This window comes from Bradyrhizobium sp. Rc3b (assembly GCF_900114915.1).
In the GTDB taxonomy this organism is placed as follows: Bacteria; Pseudomonadota; Alphaproteobacteria; order Rhizobiales; family Xanthobacteraceae; genus Bradyrhizobium.
Window position 1 is genome coordinate 329,712 of record NZ_FOUS01000004.1, and the last position, 16,888, is coordinate 346,599.

Annotated in this window: 16 protein-coding genes; 9 read left to right on the forward strand and 7 right to left on the reverse strand. The window is 64.6% G+C overall.

The window, feature by feature from the left end; genetic code table 11:
* Window positions 1–5: 5 nt before the first annotated feature.
* The 5 genes from cysW to BM190_RS11585 all read left to right on the forward strand — a co-directional run bounded on the left by cysW (window position 6) and on the right by BM190_RS11585 (window position 4,713).
* A complete protein-coding gene (gene cysW / locus BM190_RS11565; protein WP_018318741.1) occupies window positions 6–929 on the forward strand; it encodes a sulfate ABC transporter permease subunit CysW in 924 nt (307 codons plus the stop codon).
* On the forward strand, window positions 919–1,953 hold the full coding sequence (locus tag BM190_RS11570) for a sulfate/molybdate ABC transporter ATP-binding protein (protein ID WP_092254438.1): 1,035 nt from the start codon (window positions 919–921) through the stop codon (window positions 1,951–1,953). Before cysW ends, BM190_RS11570 begins: the two co-directional genes overlap by 11 nt.
* A 211-nt stretch (window positions 1,954–2,164) precedes the next feature.
* Window positions 2,165–2,668, forward strand: a complete 504-nt coding sequence (locus BM190_RS11575) for a CAP domain-containing protein (RefSeq protein ID WP_092254441.1) — start codon at window positions 2,165–2,167, stop codon at window positions 2,666–2,668.
* A 78-nt stretch (window positions 2,669–2,746) separates the two neighbouring features.
* Window positions 2,747–3,922 carry a DUF3734 domain-containing protein gene (locus BM190_RS11580; RefSeq protein ID WP_092254444.1) on the forward strand — a complete coding sequence of 392 codons (1,176 nt, stop codon included), beginning with the start codon at window positions 2,747–2,749 and terminating at the stop codon, window positions 3,920–3,922.
* A gap of 2 nt (window positions 3,923–3,924) precedes the next feature.
* Window positions 3,925–4,713 carry a 3-hydroxybutyrate dehydrogenase gene (locus tag BM190_RS11585; RefSeq protein ID WP_018318737.1) on the forward strand — a complete coding sequence of 263 codons (789 nt, stop codon included), beginning with the start codon at window positions 3,925–3,927 and terminating at the stop codon, window positions 4,711–4,713.
* Window positions 4,714–4,851: 138 nt separating this feature from the next.
* On the opposite strand, the gene BM190_RS11590 is transcribed toward BM190_RS11585, so the two are convergent.
* From BM190_RS11590 to BM190_RS11600, 3 genes are all read right to left on the reverse strand, one after another.
* Entirely contained in the window at window positions 4,852–5,676 is an 825-nt protein-coding gene (locus BM190_RS11590) for a sulfite exporter TauE/SafE family protein (protein ID WP_018318736.1), read from the reverse strand.
* Between the two features lie 199 nt (window positions 5,677–5,875).
* Window positions 5,876–7,243, reverse strand: coding sequence for a flippase (locus BM190_RS11595; protein ID WP_502686987.1), 1,368 nt, complete (start codon window positions 7,241–7,243; stop codon window positions 5,876–5,878).
* 127 nt (window positions 7,244–7,370) lie between these two features.
* Window positions 7,371–8,210: a protein-disulfide reductase DsbD domain-containing protein gene (locus tag BM190_RS11600; protein WP_092254447.1), complete on the reverse strand. Its 840-nt coding sequence runs from the start codon at window positions 8,208–8,210 to the stop codon at window positions 7,371–7,373.
* A gap of 142 nt (window positions 8,211–8,352) precedes the next feature.
* Here BM190_RS11600 and BM190_RS11605 point away from each other — a divergent pair, with 142 nt between their 5' ends.
* Window positions 8,353–8,997: a YqgE/AlgH family protein gene (locus tag BM190_RS11605; protein ID WP_092254450.1), complete on the forward strand. Its 645-nt coding sequence runs from the start codon at window positions 8,353–8,355 to the stop codon at window positions 8,995–8,997.
* A gap of 218 nt (window positions 8,998–9,215) precedes the next feature.
* Here the strand turns inward: BM190_RS11605 and BM190_RS11610 are convergent, their stop codons facing one another.
* Together BM190_RS11610 and BM190_RS11615 are read right to left on the reverse strand one after the other, a co-directional pair.
* On the reverse strand, window positions 9,216–10,103 hold the full coding sequence (locus BM190_RS11610; protein ID WP_018318732.1) for a TauD/TfdA dioxygenase family protein: 888 nt from the start codon (window positions 10,101–10,103) through the stop codon (window positions 9,216–9,218).
* Between the two features lie 97 nt (window positions 10,104–10,200).
* Window positions 10,201–10,980 carry an SDR family NAD(P)-dependent oxidoreductase gene (locus BM190_RS11615; RefSeq protein ID WP_177237035.1) on the reverse strand — a complete coding sequence of 260 codons (780 nt, stop codon included), beginning with the start codon at window positions 10,978–10,980 and terminating at the stop codon, window positions 10,201–10,203.
* A gap of 97 nt (window positions 10,981–11,077) precedes the next feature.
* Between BM190_RS11615 and BM190_RS11620 the strand changes: the two genes are divergently transcribed.
* Complete coding sequence (locus BM190_RS11620) at window positions 11,078–11,815, forward strand: SDR family NAD(P)-dependent oxidoreductase (RefSeq protein ID WP_026202063.1); 738 nt, start codon at window positions 11,078–11,080, stop codon at window positions 11,813–11,815.
* Window positions 11,816–11,946: 131 nt separating this feature from the next.
* Window positions 11,947–12,318: a CsbD family protein gene (locus BM190_RS11625; protein ID WP_018318729.1), complete on the forward strand. Its 372-nt coding sequence runs from the start codon at window positions 11,947–11,949 to the stop codon at window positions 12,316–12,318.
* A 190-nt stretch (window positions 12,319–12,508) separates the two neighbouring features.
* Here BM190_RS11625 and BM190_RS11630 read toward each other — a convergent pair whose 3' ends face one another.
* Together BM190_RS11630 and BM190_RS11635 are read right to left on the reverse strand one after the other, a co-directional pair.
* Window positions 12,509–14,224 carry an SGNH/GDSL hydrolase family protein gene (locus tag BM190_RS11630; RefSeq protein ID WP_092254453.1) on the reverse strand — a complete coding sequence of 572 codons (1,716 nt, stop codon included), beginning with the start codon at window positions 14,222–14,224 and terminating at the stop codon, window positions 12,509–12,511.
* A 171-nt stretch (window positions 14,225–14,395) separates the two neighbouring features.
* Complete coding sequence (locus BM190_RS11635; RefSeq protein ID WP_177237036.1) at window positions 14,396–15,781, reverse strand: lytic murein transglycosylase; 1,386 nt, start codon at window positions 15,779–15,781, stop codon at window positions 14,396–14,398.
* Window positions 15,782–16,000: 219 nt separating this feature from the next.
* Between BM190_RS11635 and galU the strand changes: the two genes are divergently transcribed.
* Window positions 16,001–16,876: a UTP--glucose-1-phosphate uridylyltransferase GalU gene (gene galU, locus BM190_RS11640; protein WP_092254459.1), complete on the forward strand. Its 876-nt coding sequence runs from the start codon at window positions 16,001–16,003 to the stop codon at window positions 16,874–16,876.
* Window positions 16,877–16,888 lie beyond the last annotated feature (12 nt).

Sequence of the window (16,888 nt, forward strand, 5' to 3'; positions counted from 1 at the left end):
ATGCGATGACGATGCAGATCGCAGACTCCGTGTCGCTCTCGGCTCCCGACGCCAAGGCACGTGCGAGGGCCCGGGCACATGCGGCGGCGGCGCAAGACAATCTCCGCACCGAGCCGCGCGCGGTGCGCATCACCATCATCGCGTTGGCGATCATCTTTCTTTCCGTCTTCGTCGTGCTGCCGCTGGTGGTCGTGTTCGCGCAGGCGTTCTCGAAGGGAATCCTCGCCTATCTCTCCGCGCTCGCCGAGCCGGAGGCGCTGGCTGCGATCAAGCTGACGTTGATCGTCGCGGCGATCTCGGTCGGCCTCAACCTTGTCTTCGGTCTCGTCGCCGCCTGGGCGATTGCAAAATTCGATTTCCCGGGCAAGACCTTCCTGGTCACGCTGATCGACCTGCCGTTCTCGGTGAGCCCGGTGATCTCCGGCCTTGTCTTCGTGCTGCTGTTCGGCGCACAGGGCTATTTCGGCAGCTGGCTTAGGGACCACGACATCCAGATCCTGTTCGCCGTGCCCGGCATCGCGCTCGCCACCACCTTCGTGACCTTCCCGTTCGTCGCGCGCGCGCTGATCCCCCTGATGCAGGAGCAGGGCACGCAGGAGGAGGAGGCTGCGGTTTCGCTCGGCGCCTCCGGCTTGCAGACCTTCTTCCGCGTCACGTTGCCCAACATCAAATGGGGCGTGCTCTACGGCGTCCTGCTCTGCAATGCGCGCGCGATGGGTGAGTTCGGCGCGGTCTCCGTCGTCTCCGGCCATATCCGCGGCGAGACCAACACGATGCCGCTGCTGGTCGAGATCCTCTACAACGAATACCAGTTCGTCGCCGCCTTCGCGATTGCCTCGCTGCTGGCGATGCTGGCGCTGATCACGCTGATCGCAAAGACGGTTCTCGAACGTCACCTCGACGAAGGACACGACGCCAGTGACCATTGAAGTCAAAAATCTCGTCAAGAAGTTCGGCAGTTTTGCCGCCCTCGACGGCGTCGACCTCAAGGTCGACAATGGAGAATTGCTGGCGCTGCTCGGTCCATCAGGCTCCGGCAAGACCACCTTGCTCCGGATCATCGCAGGCCTCGACTGGCCTGATTCCGGCGAGGTCACCTTCAATGGCGAGGACGCGCTGGCGCAGGGCGCGCGCGAGCGGCATGTCGGTTTCGTATTCCAGCACTACGCGCTGTTCCGCCACATGACCGTGTTCGAGAACGTCGCCTTCGGCCTGCGCGTGCAGCCGCGTGCGGTCCGCAAGGACGAGGCCGCGATCCGTGCCCGGGTGAAAGAGCTGCTCGATCTCGTGCAGCTCGACTGGCTCGCCGATCGTTATCCGAGCCAGCTTTCCGGCGGCCAGCGCCAGCGCATTGCGCTCGCCCGCGCGCTCGCGATCGAGCCGCGAATCCTGCTGCTCGACGAGCCCTTCGGCGCGCTAGACGCCAAGGTGCGGAAAGAGCTGCGCCGATGGCTGCGCTCGTTGCACCATGAGATCAACGTCACCTCGATCTTCGTCACCCACGACCAGGAGGAAGCGCTCGAAGTCGCTAACCGCGTCGTCGTCATGGACAAGGGCAGGATCGAGCAGATCGGCTCGCCCGATGACGTCTATGAAAGCCCGGCAAGCGCGTTCGTCCACGGCTTCATCGGTGAATCCATCGAGCTGCCGATCCAGGTCGAAGCAGGGGTGATCCGGCTCGGCGACCGGCCGCTTCGGCTCGCGGCGGATGGGCTTGCGCCTGGCGCGTCAAAACTGTTCGTGCGGCGACACGACATGCTGGTCGGGCCCCCCGGCAGCGGCGCCTTCGAGGGCGCGGTTCAGCACGTCCGCAATTTCGGTCCGGTGCAGCGCGCCGAGGTCGCATTGTCAGGCGGCGAAACCGTCGAGATCGACGCCCCCCGCGACAAGGAACTGCGCGCCGGGGACACCATCGGCCTCGAGCCGCGCCGTTACCGGATATTTGCGGGGTAGAAATTCCCGTCATTCCGGGATGGTCCGAAGGACCAGACCTCAGGTGCGCAATTGCGCACCGGGGAATCTCGAGATTCTCAGGTGCGCAATTGCGCACCATAGTTTAGTGCCGCGCACTGCCCCGGAATGACACCGAGCAGATTTTCATCAAAATTCACCTTTCAGCCACTGTTGGTATGCAACAACGGCCCCTACATTCGGGGGCTCCTACATGCGCGCTGCGGCCGCAATTCTCATCACTTTGCTGCTTGCCGGCTGTGCCGGCAACGAGGCACCGGTCCAGCAGCCGTCCATGTACGCCGACATGGCGGTCCCGGGCTCCAAGCTCGATGCGCAGGCGGCCGCGATCATGATCTCGCAATATCGCCAGAACAACGCCCTCGGCACCGTTGTCATCGATACCGATCTGATGCGGCTCGCCGAATCCCAGTCCCAGGCCATGGCCGCCGCCAACAAGATGGATCACGACGTCCGCGCGCCGCTGGCCAAGCGCCTTGCCACCGGCGGCTATCCCGCCACCGTTGCCGTCGAGAACGTCTCGGCCGGCTATCATACGCTGGCGGAAGCGTTTTCCGGCTGGCGCGACTCGCCACCCCACCGCGCCAACATGCTCAAGGGCGGTGTCACAAAACTGGGCATCGCGGCCAGCTATGCTCCGGGCACCAAATACAAGGTGTTCTGGACCATGATCCTGGCCTCGACCGAGCCCCGATAAGCCAGACTTGATCCCGGGATGCATTGACGCCGCGGCGGAGGGTCGCCACGGTGGCTCGCCTTTTGCTATTGTTCCTGCATGACAGATCGTAGCCCGGAATCCGCCAGCATCCCCGCGAATGCGCAGCGCGTCCTTGTCCTTCAGGGCGGCGGCGCGCTTGGCTCCTATCAGGCCGGCGCCTATCAGGCGCTGTGCGGCCACGGTTTCGAGCCGGAATGGGTCGCCGGCATCTCGATCGGTGCGGTCAACGCCGCCATCATCGCCGGCAACGAGGGCCCGACGCGCGTCAAGCGCCTCAAGGAATTCTGGGAGATGGTCTCCGCGCCGGTGCCGTGGAAACCGATCGGCAAGAGCGACCACAGCCGCGAGCTGTTCAATTCGACCAGTGCCGCGCTGATTGCGACCTTCGGCGTGCCCGGCTTCTTCACGCCGCGGATTCCACCGGCGCCGCTCTGGCCGCCCGGCAGCCCGCAGGCCGAGAGCTATTACGACACCGCGCCGCTGAAGAAGACGCTGGAGCGTCTGGTCGATTTCGACCGCATCAACGATTTGAAGACGCGCCTGTCGGTCGGCGCGGTCGGCGTCACCTCGGGCAACTTCAAATATTTCGACAATTACCAGTTTAGGAAGCTCGGAAAGACCATCGGCCCCGAGCACATCATGGCCTCCGGTGCGCTGCCGCCCGGCTTTCCCTCCGTGATGATCGAGGGCGAGCATTACTGGGACGGCGGCATCGCCTCCAACACGCCGCTCGACTACGTGCTCGATGCCGAGGTCGATCGCGACATGCTGATCTTCCAGGTCGACCTGTTTTCCGCGCGCGGCGATCTGCCGACCTCGCTGCTGGAGGCCACCGAGCGCGAGAAGGACATCCGCTATTCCAGCCGCACGCGGATGAACACCGATAAGAACAAGCAGATCCACAACGCCCGCAGGGCCGTGCGCGACCTGATCGGAAAATTGCCGGATTATCTCAAGAACGATCCTTCCGTCGAATTTCTGGCGAAGGTGTCGCGCGAAAGTACCGTCACCGTCGTGCATCTGATCTACCGCAGCAAGAACTACGAATCCTCATCCAAGGATTACGACTTCTCGCACGTCGCCATGGTCGAGCATTGGGAAGGCGGCGTGCGCGACGTGCATCTGTCGATGCGCCACAAGGACTGGCTCGAGCGGCCGCAGTCCGGCGAGACCATGGTGACCTACGATCTCACGGGGGACGTCACCGCACCCCCGCCAAAAAGGAGCGAATGATTATGGGTAGTCTGTCAGGCAAGAATGCCGTCGTGACCGGATCCACCAGCGGCATCGGGCTCGCCTACGCACGTGCCTTCGCCGCCGCCGGCGCCAATGTCGTCATCAACGGCTTCGGCTCGCCGGAGGATATCGAGAAAGAGCGCGCCAAGATCGAACAGGACTTCAAGGTGAAGGCAATCTATTCGCCCGCCGACATGACCAAGCCGGCCGAGATCGCCGGCATGATCGCGCTCGGCGAGAAGACTTTTGGTTCGGTCGACATCCTCGTCAACAATGCCGGCATTCAGTTCGTCTCGCCGATCGAGGAGTTCCCGCTCGAGAAGTGGGACCAGATCATCGCCATCAACCTGTCCTCGGCATTTCATGCCATCCGCGCAGCGGTGCCAGGCATGAAGAAGAAGGGCTGGGGCCGCATCATCAACACGGCCTCCGCGCATTCCCTGGTCGCCTCGCCCTTCAAGTCGGCCTACGTCTCGGCCAAGCACGGCATCGCCGGTCTCACCAAGACCGTGGCGCTCGAGGTCGCGACCCACAAGATCACCTGCAACTGTATCAGCCCCGGCTACGTCTGGACCCCGCTGGTGGAGCGGCAGATCCCCGACACGATGAAGGCACGCAATCTCACGCGTGAGCAGGTCATCAACGACGTCCTGCTCGATGCGCAGCCGACCAAGGAGTTCGTGACGTCCGAGCAGGTCGCGGCATTGGCGCTGTTCCTGTGCGGCGATGATGCCGCCCAGATCACCGGCACCAATCTCTCGATCGACGGCGGCTGGACGGCGGAGTAGGGGTCTTCGGAACGAGGAGCCGTAGGAGCCGTAGGGTGGGCAAAGCGAAAGCGTGCCCACCACCTCTGAATGGTGGGCACGGCGCAACTGCGCCTTTGCTCACCCTGCGAGACTGAGAACCAGGCGGCCGCGTCCCGCTCAATGCGTCCAGGCCAGCGCCGTCACGAACGCCGACGACAGGTTCAACTCCGCAAACATGATCTTGCCGGCGACCACGAACAGCACGCTGGCAAGCGTCAGCCGCAGCACCGTCTCGGGCACCCGCGTCGCGCTGTAACTGCCGACGATGATGCCGGGCAGCGAGCCCATCAGCAGCACGCCCATCAGCGCCCAATCCACGTCGCCGAGCGCCCAGTGCCCGATGCCGGCGACCAGCGTCAGCGGCACCGCATGGGCGATGTCGGAGCCGACGATGGTTGCCATGGGCAGGCGAGGGTAGAGCAGCAGCAGCACGGTCACGCCGACCGCACCGGCGCCCACCGACGAAATTGACACCAGCACGCCGAGCACGATGCCGGTGACGACGGTGGCAATCGCGGTGGTGCGCTCGTCGACCTGCTCGAGCCGGCCGCGATAACGCTCCATGATGGATTTGCGGAAGATCAGCGAGGTCGCGGTGAGCAGCAGGGCGAAGCACAGCACCAGATTGACCAGGCTGCGCTCGGAATCGCTTCTGAGGTCAAGCTTCCACAGCACCAGCAGCGTCACTGCGCTCGCCGGAATGCTGCCGCAGGCGAGCCGCAGCACCGCGGGCCAGTGCACGCTGCGCGACCAGCCATGCACCACGCTGCCGCCGGCCTTGGTGGCGGCGGCATAGAGCAGATCGGTGCCGACCGCGGTGGAGGGATGAACACCGAACAGCAGGATCAGCAGCGGCGTCATCAAGGAACCGCCGCCCACGCCGGTCATCCCGACGAGCAGGCCGACGCCGAAACCGGAGGCGACGTAGAGTGGATCGATCATGTCTGGAGAATCTTAGGTTCATCTCGTCGGTTGGGCAATACGACGTAGAATAAACTTTCCCTGGGGCGCAACCGCTTGGGCAGAATAAGAAAAATTGTACTGCGCATCGGAAATGGAGAGGTATTTCCGGTTGTTCCCAGGCGCGCCGCGAAACACTCGTTCCCCAAGGGGAGCGACCAATGGCGGCGCTCTGTAGTACCTACTTACCAAATGCCAGCACGTGCAGCCCCAGCCGCTGCCGCACGATCCAGAACAGCAGCACCGTCTCGAAGGTAAGCGAGATCGAGGTCGCGGCCGCGGCGCCGTGGCCGCCGTAACGCGGCACCAGTGCGATGCAGAGCACGAGGTTCATCACGAAGGCCAATGCATAGGCGAGCGCACAGATCTTCTGCTGGCCGAGCATGTTGAGCAGTCGCTCGACCGGTCCGATCGCAGAGCGCACGACGAGCCCGATCGCCGCGACGAACATGATGTCGTAGCCGACCACGAATTGCGGCCCGAACAGCCAGAGTAGCGGCTTGCCGAGCGCGAGCAGCACGATGGTCGCCGCCAGCGATGGCCAGAACGTCCAGTTGATCGCATGTGTCACATAGGCCGATAGGCGTGCCTTGTCGCCGCTTGCGTTGTATTCGGCGAAGCGATGCGCCGTCGTTGCCGACATCGCGTAGTGGATGAACGAGACCAGCGCCAGCGTCTTCACCACCGCGAAATAGACGCCGACCTCGTCGGAGGGGCGAAATTGCTGCAGCACCAGCACGTCGGTATAGGACAAGAGCAGGTAGAAGCTTTCGACCAGCAGGATCGGCAGCGAGACGGCGAGCCAGCCGCCGATGTCATAGGTCTTGGGGCCGGGCGCGATATGGCCGGCGAGCTTGCGGTTCAGCACCACCATCTGCCCGGTCATCGCGATCCACACTGCACCCAGGCTCGCAACCATCGCGGCGACGGCGCCGAGATGATAGCCGAGCAGGAAGGCGATAGCCGTAATTCCGATGATCAGCCCCTGGCGGATGATGAATTGCGGCATCAGGCCGAGCTGCATCCAGTCATGCGAGCGCGCGATGCCGTCCTGGGTGTTGGCGACGACGAAGGCGGGCAGCGTCATGCAGCCGATATAGAGTGGCAGCTCCTCGGCCGGGTCGATCCAGGGCGACAGCAGCCTGACGACGCCGGCGAGGGCGAGCGAGACCAGCGTGGACACCGCAAAGGTCAGCCAGCGGCTGCCGGAGAGAAAGCCGCGCAGCAACGCCTGCTCGCCGCTGGCGCGATACTCTGGAATGATCTTCTGCGCCGAGGCCGAGATGCCGAAATCCATCATGCTGCCGAGCAGCAGCACCCAGGTCCAGACATAGACGTAGATGCCGTAGTCGGACGTTCCCATCCAGCGTGCGAGCAGCACCTGTGAGACATAGGCAAGGCCTGCGCTGATGACGCGGATGATGAAGATGGTGCCGGCCAGCCGCCGCGTCAGCGATGCCTCGCTCGAGCCGCCCGTCAGCCTGGCCCGCAGCCGCGCGATCAGCCCGGCCAGTCCGGTCGTTGCGGGTGGTGCATCCATCACGGCCACGAAAAGTCCCCGGTCTTCCGCATGCCGCAGGCCTGCTGCGGTAGCCATGGGGCTTAGCAACCATTCGTTAAGATTCGGTTGGGTGGCGTTCCATACTCGGTGTCGTCCCGGACGAGCTAACCGGCACTCACTCCAAATTCGTATTGAACTCGTACGACTTCTCGGGCCCGACCAGCGTGAATTTCAACGCTGCGCCATCGGGCTTGGCGCCCGGCGGCAAGCCGTCGAGCTCGAACGAAAAACGCTTCACGCCAGCCGGGCTGTCCTTGACCGGCGCCGGAATTGGCAGCGCCCAGTCGGGCGTCGGACCTTCCACGAACAGATTGACGTTGCGCGGGTCCGGCGTCACCACGTCGACCACCACATTCTTGGGTCCGTCGCGCTTGACGTCGCGGATGGTGAGGGGATTGGGATCGCCGATATTGGCGGGCTTGGGCACGGTATCGAGTGCCGCACGCAGATTGGCATCCTCGGTCGAGGCCACGCTGTTGAAGCCGAGCTCGGCACTGGCCTCGACCGGAATGCAGAGTTTTTCGCACACCGCGTAATTGATCTCTGCGCGCAGGGTCACGGGCTTGTCGGCCGCCTTGGCGACGATGCGCAGGGGGAGCACGATCTGGTTGTGATAGCCGATCGAATGGCCGCCGGCGCCGTCGTCGAATTTCAGCGGCGCGGGCCACATCACCGTCACCGCCTCGACATTGTCCGACTTGGAAAAGTCGAACCGCGGCGGGACGCCGGAATCGCCCGGGGAACGCCAATAGGTCTTCCACCCCTGCTGGAGCTGGATGGCGATACCGCCGAGCAGGACGGCGCCGCTGCGCGATCCCGCCAGTAGCCGCACCGCGGAATGTCCGTCGCGCTGCCACGGCGAAGCGTCGTCGGCACGGGCTACGATGGCCAGCGACGACGCAAAAAGGGTTGTCGCGACGCCAATCGCCGCGCGCAGGGGAACTCTTGTGAGCATAGCACGTCTTTACAGGGTCGCCCTGAGGCAAACCATTGAATTGCTTGTGATGGATGCACCTGAATCGCGTCTCTGCAAGCCTTGATTTGACAGCAGCCCGGCCCGACATCAGGATAGGAATTGAAACCGGAGTGCTTCACCGATGGCTCCCACAGGCAAGAGGACGGGCGAAAGCACCCGCAGCGCGGGACCCGTACTCCCTAATTCGGCCGGTTATCTCGACGGCCGGCTCTTGATCGCGATGCCCGTGATGGGCGATTCCCGCTTCGAACGCTCGGTGATCTATCTCTGCGCCCATTCGGCGGAGGGAGCGATGGGCATCATCGTGAACCATCCGGCCGGCAGCATCGATTTCCCCGAGCTCTTGGAGCAGCTCGGCATCATCAAGAAGGGCGAGCACATCAAGCTGCCCGAGAATGCCGAAAGCATGAAGGTGCTGCGCGGCGGTCCGGTCGATACCGGGCGAGGCTTCGTGCTGCATTCCAGCGACTTCTACATCGAGAACGCGACGCTGCGGATCGACGAGGGCGTCTGCCTCACCGCGACCGTCGACATCCTGCGCGCGATCGCCAACGGTTCCGGCCCCAAGCACGCCATTCTCGCGCTCGGCTATGCCGGCTGGGCACCCGGCCAGCTCGAGACCGAGATCCAGAGCAACGGCTGGCTGCATTGCGATGCGGATGCGGATCTGATCTTCGGTGACGACGTCGACGACAAGTACGGACGCGCCCTGCGCAAGATCGGCATCGATCCCGGCATGCTCTCGAACGAAGCGGGACACGCGTAGGTGCTTTAGTCGCTACCGCGACATACTCCGCGGTGGTGCCTCGTCCTCCGCTGTCGTCCCGGACAAGCGCGCCTCAAGCGCGCGTAGATCCGGGACCCATACTCCCAGGGTGATGTTTAAGGCAGGCCGGTCACTCCGAGTCTTCGCCAAACCACGTTTTGTGGTTGGGTCCCGGATCTTCGCTTCGCTCGTCCGGGACGACAGCGGAGATTGCCGCGCTACTCCGCCGCCTGCTGCTGCACCGTCGGCTCCGTCCCCGCCACCGTCGCGCGGCGCATGTCGCGAGGCTGCGACTGGTCGTAGCGGCGGACGCGGTGCATGGTCTGGCGGTTGTCCCACATCACGAGGTCATGCAGCTTCCATTTGTGGACGTAGACGAATTCGGGCTGCGTGGCGTGCTCGTTGAGATCGCGCAGCAGGAGGCGTCCCTCCGGCACGCTCATGCCGACGATCTTGCCGGCATGGGATGACAGATACAGCGACTTGCGGTGATGCACGGGATGCGTCCGCACCAGCCTTTGCAGCACCGGCTTGAACATCTCCTTCTCCTCGTCCGTGTATTCGGTGAAGCCGAGCGATCCCCGCGAATACATCAGCGAGTGCTCGCAGACGAGATCGTCGATCTCCGCCTTGGTGTCGTCGTCGAGCGCATCATAGGCGGCGCGCATGTCGGCGAATTCGGTGTTGCCGCCCTTGGGGTTCACCACGCGCGCCGACAAAAGCGAGAACTTTGCAGGGATAGGCCGGAACGAGCTGTCGGAGTGCCACAGGCAATTGCCGAGGTTGAACAGATTGGCGCGGCTGTCCTTCGGCAGCGGCTTGCCGTCCTTGCCGAGATTCGAAACATCGTTCAAGCCCGAGTTGAGGCGGTGTTCGCTGGCCTTGGTAATGTTGCCGCCACGCGCATCCTCACGCTGACCAAAGTTCAGCGCAAAAGCCATCTGCTGCTCGTCGGTGATGTCCTGGTCGTGGAAAACCAGCACGGCGTATTTGTCCATGGCGGCCTCGACCTCGCGCGCCTCGACCTCGGTGAGGGGCTTTCGCAAATCGAGGCCGGAAACCTCGCCGGCAAAGTGCTTCTGAAGCTGCCGGATGGCGATCGTCATGGCGTTTTCTCCCGCATGTGCGAGCGGTTGGTCCCGCTCTGTCGGCGAAAAAGCTACTCCCGCACTCGCCGTTGTCAACGCTCGGCGCGCATGGCTCTCACGCATTCCGTGCCATCAACCCGCCGTCGACCGGGATCACCGCGCCGGTGAGGAAGGATGCCGCCGGCAGGCACAGGCTCAGCGTCATATGCGCGACCTCTTCCGGATCGCCGTAGCGGCCAAGCGCGGTGCGACGCTTGGCATAGATCGTCTTGTGCTCCTCCGAGATGCGGTCGGTGATCCCAGTGCGGATCGGGCCCGGGCAGATGCAATTGACGGTGATGCCCTCGCGGCCGAGCTCGACGGCGAGCGAGCGGGTGAGGCTCGCCACGCCGCCCTTCGCCGCCGAATAGGGGCTGTGCAATGCGGTGGCGCCGAGCGCCTCGGTCGAGGCGATGTTGACGATGCGCGGGCTCTTCGATTTGCGCAGGTAAGGCAGTGCGGCGCGGATGATGCGCGGATGCGCCGTCAGCATCACGGCGATGCCCTTTGCCCAGGCGTCCTCATAGGCCTCGTCGTCGATCGCGACGCGCACGGAGATGCCGGCATTGTTGACGACGATATCGAGCCCGCCGAAATGTGCCGCGACATCATTCACCACGCGCCTGATCTCGGTGCCATTGGCAACGTCGAGCTTCCAGGCTTTTGCCGAACCGCCGCTCGCCGCGATCTGCTCCGCGACGGCGAGCGCGCCTTGCTCGTCATAGTCGGTGACGGCAACGTTCGCGCCCTCCGCGGCGAACAATTGGGCCGTGGCGCGTCCCATGCCGCTAGCCGCGCCGGTGACGAGAACGGTCAGGCCCTTCACGGACCGGCTGAGCCGTTTGAACTCGGACATGCTGTTTCCTCGCGCCCTGCTTGTTCTTGTTATGATTGACAAGGCTGGCATCGATCCGCAGACAGGTCAAACAAGCAAGACAAAAGGGGAGGCCGCGATGGCGAACGAGCTCGATTTCTCAGGCAGGCAGGTGCTGGTGGTCGGCGGTTCCAGCGGTATCGGCAACGGCATCGCGCAAGCGTTTCGCACGAGGGGCGCGCATGTCGCAGTCTGCGGCACGCGTGCGCAGCCAAAGGATTATTCGATCGAGGAAGGTTCTGATCTCACGGGCCTGTCTTACGCGCAGCTCGACGTCAGCAACCCCACTGCGATCGAAGCGTTCAAGCCGTCCTTCGATCGGCTCGACGTGCTCGTGCTGGCGCAAGGCGCGGTGCTCTATCGCCGCGGCGAGTTCGAGATGAGCGGTTTCCGCAAGGTGGTCGAGGTCAATTTGATGAGCCTGATGGCCTGTGCGACGCGATTTCATTCCATGTTGCGGGATTCGAAGGGGTCGCTGATCATGGTGTCCTCGACCGCGGCCTATCATTCCACCATGGGCAATCCCGCCTATAACGCCTCGAAGACCGGTGCGGTCGGATTGACGCGGACACTGGGCGAAGCCTGGGCGGAGGACGGCATCCGCGTCAACGGCATCGCGCCCGGACTCGTCGACACCAAGATGACCAAGGTGACGACCGACAATCCCAAGCGGCTCGAAGGTGCATTGTCACGCATTCCGCTGCGGCGGCTGGGCACGCCGGCCGACATGGCGGGCGCGGCTCTGTTCCTGGCTTCGCCGCTGTCGTCCTACATCGTCGGACAGACGCTGGTCGTCGATGGCGGGCTCATCCTTTAGCTGGCCCGTAGCCCGGATTACGCTGCGCTCCATCCGGGCTACACACTTTCGTAGGAGCTACACTTTCGCAAACACTTGGAACTGGGCCGCGCCTGATCGGTTACTTCGGCTGACCACCGAGGAGGATCATCATGGACACGGATCGGATTGTTGGATCGGCCAAGGAATATGCCGGACGCGCGGAAGGCGCGATCGGAGACATGGCAGGCGATGCGAAGACGCAGGCGTCGGGCAAGGCGCGGGAAGCCGCGGGCACGGTGCAGAATCTCTACGGCCAGGCCAAGGATGCCGTGCGCGAGGCCGGCGAGACTGCGGCTGACTACGCCAAGGACGCCTACGACAACAGCGGCGAGACTCTTCGCGACGGTACGCAAGCATTGTCGAAGAAGGTGCAGGACAATCCGCTCGGCGCGCTGCTGGTCGCCGGCGGCATCGGTTTCGCACTCGCGCTTCTGATGTCGCGTCCCGCACGCCGTCCGCCGCCGTCGCGCTGGCGCTATTAAGGCTAGTCGCCGAACGCCTATCACTCGTGCCCCGGACGCGATGCAGCCTAGGCGATACGTAGCATCGTCCGGAAACGCTGCATCGCTAAGCCGGGGCCCATCTTTTGTGAATGCCGCACGAATTGGGTCCCGGCTCTGCGCCTCCTCACCAAGAGGGCGCCGCGTCGCGTCCGGGACACGAGACCTTACCTTACCGGAACATCTCGGCCGAGCGGCCAACGTTACCCGGCGGACGCGGGACCCCGGGATTGGGATTCGGATTGCGCGGCCCGGGCGCCGGCGCCAGTTGACGCGGCGGCGGTGGCTGCGGAGAGCCGAAGCCGAAGAAATCGCGGAATGAGGGCGTAGCCTGTGCCGGTTGCTGCGGCGGGACCGGCGGCTTCTTCGGCGCAAGTTTCGGCGGGGCGATCGCGGCGGCGGCTCCTGGCGCGGCGGGATTGGCGACGCCGCCCTCAGGCGTTGTTGCGGCCATCGGCGTATCGCCCTTGGCCTGCTCGCGGCCGACTTCGCGGCGCGGCCAGGCATAATCGTCGGCGCGGCCGGCCGGAGCCGCCAGCGGCTCGCCCTTCACCATTGTCTTCGCAGCCAGCGCATCGACGGCGGCGGGACGCGAGCCCGGGCCGCCCAGCAACTGATCGGTCGAGATCGAGGCTGCAACCAGCGGCACGATCGGCCCCGCCAGCGGCCGCGGTGCCGGCTTGCCGGGCTCGGCGCTGGTGTCGGGCGTCGCCGGCTCGCTCGGCAGTGCGATCGGGCCGGAGCGTCCTGCCAGCAGACGCGTGATTTCGCGCTCGACATAATGCGCGAGCTTGCGCGCGCCGGGCTTTGTGAAGAAGACGCCGTCAGAGCTGCGGAGCTGACGGATCTGGCCTTCGAAGTCAGGACCCTTCTGGAGGAAGCGGCCGGCCTCGTCGACAAACCCGTCCCAGACGTCGACATAGGTAATGCCGGCCTTGGCCGCGCCTTCGCGATAGAGCGAGTCCAGGAACAGCATGTCCGCCGTGCCCTTCTGCCCGCGGATGGCGGGAAGGCCGACCCACAGCACCGGCACGCCCTTGGCCTTGAGGACGCTGGCGAGCTCCTCGATCTTCTTGCCGTAGAGCTCGACCCAGCGGTCGTCACGGAATTCGTAGAGGCCGTTCGGATTGCGGGCCGTCTTTTCGGGCGCCGCCGCCGGCGCGTCGGCGTTGTCGGCGTCGTCCTGCGGCAGATCGGCATCGGCAGGCTTGTCGTCGGGCTTGGCGGCGGTGTCATTGCCTGGCTTGGCGTCCCCCGGCTTCGCTGGCTGTTTGGCGCGCGCGCCCTTGTCGTTCTTCTTGTCCTTGTCTGCGGCGGCCTTGTCCGTCTTGTCGGCGACGGGCTCGCGGATCGCGCTGCGGTCGTTGAGGCCCAGCATGACGACGATCACGTCGGGCTTCTCGGTCTCGAGGATGCCCCTTGCAGCAGTCGTCCAATCCGCGGGCTCGCCGCGCGGCTGGTACTTGATCAGGCCGGACGTGGTCTTGTGCTTGCGGATCACGCCCATGTCGGGCTGCTCGGTGTAGGCGTCTTCCAGGCCATAGGCGAGCCAGTCGGCCATGGCGTCGCCGATCACGAGCACGTTCTTCTCAGGGATGGTGTCGCGCTTGGCTGGCGCCGGCGCGCGCGAAAAATCCTGGCGCGGCGCCTGCGGCTGTTGCTGCTGGAACGGCGCGAAGAAGTCGCCGCCGAACCAGCCGCCGCCTCCACCGCCGCCCCGTTGTGGCGGCGGAGCCGAACGCTGCGGCGGGCCGCCGAAGCCCGGGAAGTTGAAGAACTGCGCAGAGGCAGGCCCTGCGACCGAGACCAGAATCGCAAGCGCCGTCCCCAGCGCGATCAACGGGCCGGTCTCGGTCAGCGCCTTGAACAGGGACTTCGGCTTCGACATGCGATCTCGGGCCAGCGCAATGGGGATCGGAGGTAGCTCAATATAATAACGGAATCGGGCGCCAAACGGGCAAATTCCGTTGCAGATTCTTGGGCTCATACACCGGGGAACGGCCGCCTGCGTCAAGGCTGCCTGCCAAAATCCCAGTTCAGGGTTACTTTCGGCGCGATTTTACCGTCCGCGCAGCCGTTCCAGTGCGTCGGAGGAGGCAAAACCGTCCGCGGGCACTCCGATCGAGGCCTGGAAGTTGCGCAGGGCTTCCCGGGTCTGGCCGCCGAACTGGCCGTCCGGGGTGCCCTTGTAGAAGCCGCGCTGGGCCAGCAGTTGCTGCAGCTCCAGCCGCTCGGTGCGCGACAGCTCGCGTTCCTGCCGCGGCCAGGGTTGCACGAAGGGTTGGCCCCCACGCAGGCGGTCGGCGAAATGACCGATCGCCAGCGCATAGGCCTCGGCCGGGTTGTACTTCATGATGACCCGGTAATTCTGCAGCATCAGGAAGCCGGGCCCCTGCGCGCCGGCCGGCGCCAGCAGATAGGCTTTCTCCGCCGGATGCGGGAACGGCTGGCCCGTCGCCCGCTTGAGCCCGAGCTTCTCCCATTGCGCGATCGTCATCGCCTTGGCGCGGTCGGCCAGCATGTAGTTGAAGCCCTTGGGCACCACGACCTCAAAGCCCCAGGTCTGGCCGGCCTGCCAGCCGTCTTTCTTGAGGTTGTTGGCGGTCGATGCAATCAGGTCGGTCGGATTGTCGACGACGTCGCGCCGTCCGTCGCCATCGCCATCGACGGCAAAGCGCTTGAACGCAGTCGGCATGAACTGTGTCGGGCCGAACGCGCCGGCCCAGGAGCCGCGCATCTGCTCCGGCCTGAGGTCGCCGCGGTTGAGGATCTCTAGCGCGGAGAGGAACTCGTCCTTGAAATAGGCCTGGCGCCGGCCGATGCAGGCGAGCGTCGCGGTCGATTGCAGCACGCTGCGATCGCCCATCTGCGTCGAGTAATTGGACTCGATGCCCCAGATCGAGGCGACGATGTAGCGGTCGACGCCAGTGGCCTTTTCGGTGGCGTCGAACTGCGCCTTGTATTTGGCGAGGATCTCGCGGCCCTTGGCGAGGCGGTTGTCGTTCACCAGGATATCGAGATAGTCCCAGATCGATTTTGTGAACTCCGGCTGCGAGTCCATCAGGTCCATGATGCGCAGATCGGGTGAGAGCCCGGCCGTGAAGCGCTGGAAGTTTTCCTGGGTGATGTTGCGCCGTGCGGCATCGGGCCACATCGCCGCAACGCAAGTGCTGAAATTGCCGGCGGCCTCGCGGATCGCCGCGGCCGTCATCAGCGGATGGCCAGAAGCCCCGTCCTCGCCGCTCCAGGGCAAGGCGCCGCCGGGTCCCGGCGGGGCTTGCGAGGGCGCAGCATTGGGGCCGGAGAAGATGCCGCCGAACAGATTGGACAGGCCGTTCTGCGCCTGGGCGTGCGCGCTGACGGGCAGCAGCAGGACGGCCGCGATCATCGCCGCGCCGGTCACGGATCCCGCCCGTCTTGCCTGCCTAGCCACCAATCGCGTCATGTCCCACCCATCGGCCTTCCAAGAATCTGCCATCAGGAGGCCTGGTTACGGTTGCCAATAGCTTAACAAAGGTGAAATTTTGGTGACGGCCTTTTTCTTAACTCTGCGCGGATGAGGCCCCACATCCGCCTTTGTTGGCGGCTGCAAACAGGCTAGCAAGATGCCATTGCTCCGTTCCCAGCCTCGTTCCCATGTGCCCCCAGGTATTCGAACAATCACATGAAAATTCGCAAAGCCGTATTCCCCGTCGCCGGCCTCGGCACCCGTGTCCTGCCCGCCACCAAGGCGATGCCGAAGGAAATGCTGACCATCGTCGACAAGCCGCTGATCCAGTACGTCTATGACGAGGCAAGGGAGGCCGGCATCGAGCACTTCATCTTCGTCACCGGCCGCAACAAGAACGTCATCGAAGATCATTTCGACCGGATGTTCGAGCTCGACGCGACGCTCAGCCAGCGCGGCAAGAAGGCCGAGCAGGAGATTTTGGCGCAGAACCAGCCCGAAGCCGGCGCCGTCAGCTTCACCCGCCAACAGGCGCCGCTCGGCCTCGGTCACGCGGTCTGGTGCGCGCGCGACATCGTCGGCAACGAGCCGTTCGCCGTCGTGCTGCCCGACGAGCTCGTGCTCAACTCGCCCGGTTGCCTCAAGCAGATGATCGAGACGGCGTCCACGCTCGGCGAGAAATCCAACCTGGTCGCGGTCGAGGCGGTGCCCGACCATCTCACCCATCAATACGGCATCTGCGGCGTCGGCAAGCGCAGCGGCAAGATGTTCGAGGTCGACGGCATGGTCGAGAAGCCGGCCAAGGGCACCGCGCCCTCCAATCTCTCGATCACCGGCCGCTACATCCTGCAGCCTGAGATCTTCAAGATCCTCGAGACGCAGGAGCGCGGCGCCGGCGGCGAGATCCAGCTCACCGACGCCATGATCGGGCTCGCCAAATCGCAGAAATTCTACGGCGTCGAATTCGAGGGCGAGCGCCATGATTGCGGCTCCAAGCCCGGCTTCCTCCGCGCCAACATCGCCTACGGCCTGCAGCGCCCGGAGCTGCGTGACGGGCTGATCGCGGAGATGAAGAAGTATCTGGGGCAGTAGTCGCCACAAGCT

What these genes read in the sequence shown, in the direction of transcription:
- BM190_RS11590 (WP_018318736.1), bottom strand. Translation starts at nt 5,676, where the DNA reads ATGATCGATCCACTCTACGTCGCCTCCGGTTTCGGCGTCGGCCTGCTC.
- BM190_RS11635 (WP_177237036.1), bottom strand. Translation starts at nt 15,781, where the DNA reads ATGACGCGATTGGTGGCTAGGCAGGCAAGACGGGCGGGATCCGTGACC.
- BM190_RS11580 (WP_092254444.1), top strand. Translation starts at nt 2,747, where the DNA reads ATGACAGATCGTAGCCCGGAATCCGCCAGCATCCCCGCGAATGCGCAG.
- BM190_RS11615 (WP_177237035.1), bottom strand. Translation starts at nt 10,980, where the DNA reads ATGTCCGAGTTCAAACGGCTCAGCCGGTCCGTGAAGGGCCTGACCGTT.
- BM190_RS11600 (WP_092254447.1), bottom strand. Translation starts at nt 8,210, where the DNA reads ATGCTCACAAGAGTTCCCCTGCGCGCGGCGATTGGCGTCGCGACAACC.
- BM190_RS11575 (WP_092254441.1), top strand. Translation starts at nt 2,165, where the DNA reads ATGCGCGCTGCGGCCGCAATTCTCATCACTTTGCTGCTTGCCGGCTGT.
- BM190_RS11605 (WP_092254450.1), top strand. Translation starts at nt 8,353, where the DNA reads ATGGCTCCCACAGGCAAGAGGACGGGCGAAAGCACCCGCAGCGCGGGA.
- cysW (WP_018318741.1), top strand. Translation starts at nt 6, where the DNA reads ATGACGATGCAGATCGCAGACTCCGTGTCGCTCTCGGCTCCCGACGCC.
- BM190_RS11610 (WP_018318732.1), bottom strand. Translation starts at nt 10,103, where the DNA reads ATGACGATCGCCATCCGGCAGCTTCAGAAGCACTTTGCCGGCGAGGTT.
- BM190_RS11625 (WP_018318729.1), top strand. Translation starts at nt 11,947, where the DNA reads ATGGACACGGATCGGATTGTTGGATCGGCCAAGGAATATGCCGGACGC.
- BM190_RS11620 (WP_026202063.1), top strand. Translation starts at nt 11,078, where the DNA reads ATGGCGAACGAGCTCGATTTCTCAGGCAGGCAGGTGCTGGTGGTCGGC.
- BM190_RS11585 (WP_018318737.1), top strand. Translation starts at nt 3,925, where the DNA reads ATGGGTAGTCTGTCAGGCAAGAATGCCGTCGTGACCGGATCCACCAGC.
- galU (WP_092254459.1), top strand. Translation starts at nt 16,001, where the DNA reads ATGAAAATTCGCAAAGCCGTATTCCCCGTCGCCGGCCTCGGCACCCGT.
- BM190_RS11630 (WP_092254453.1), bottom strand. Translation starts at nt 14,224, where the DNA reads ATGTCGAAGCCGAAGTCCCTGTTCAAGGCGCTGACCGAGACCGGCCCG.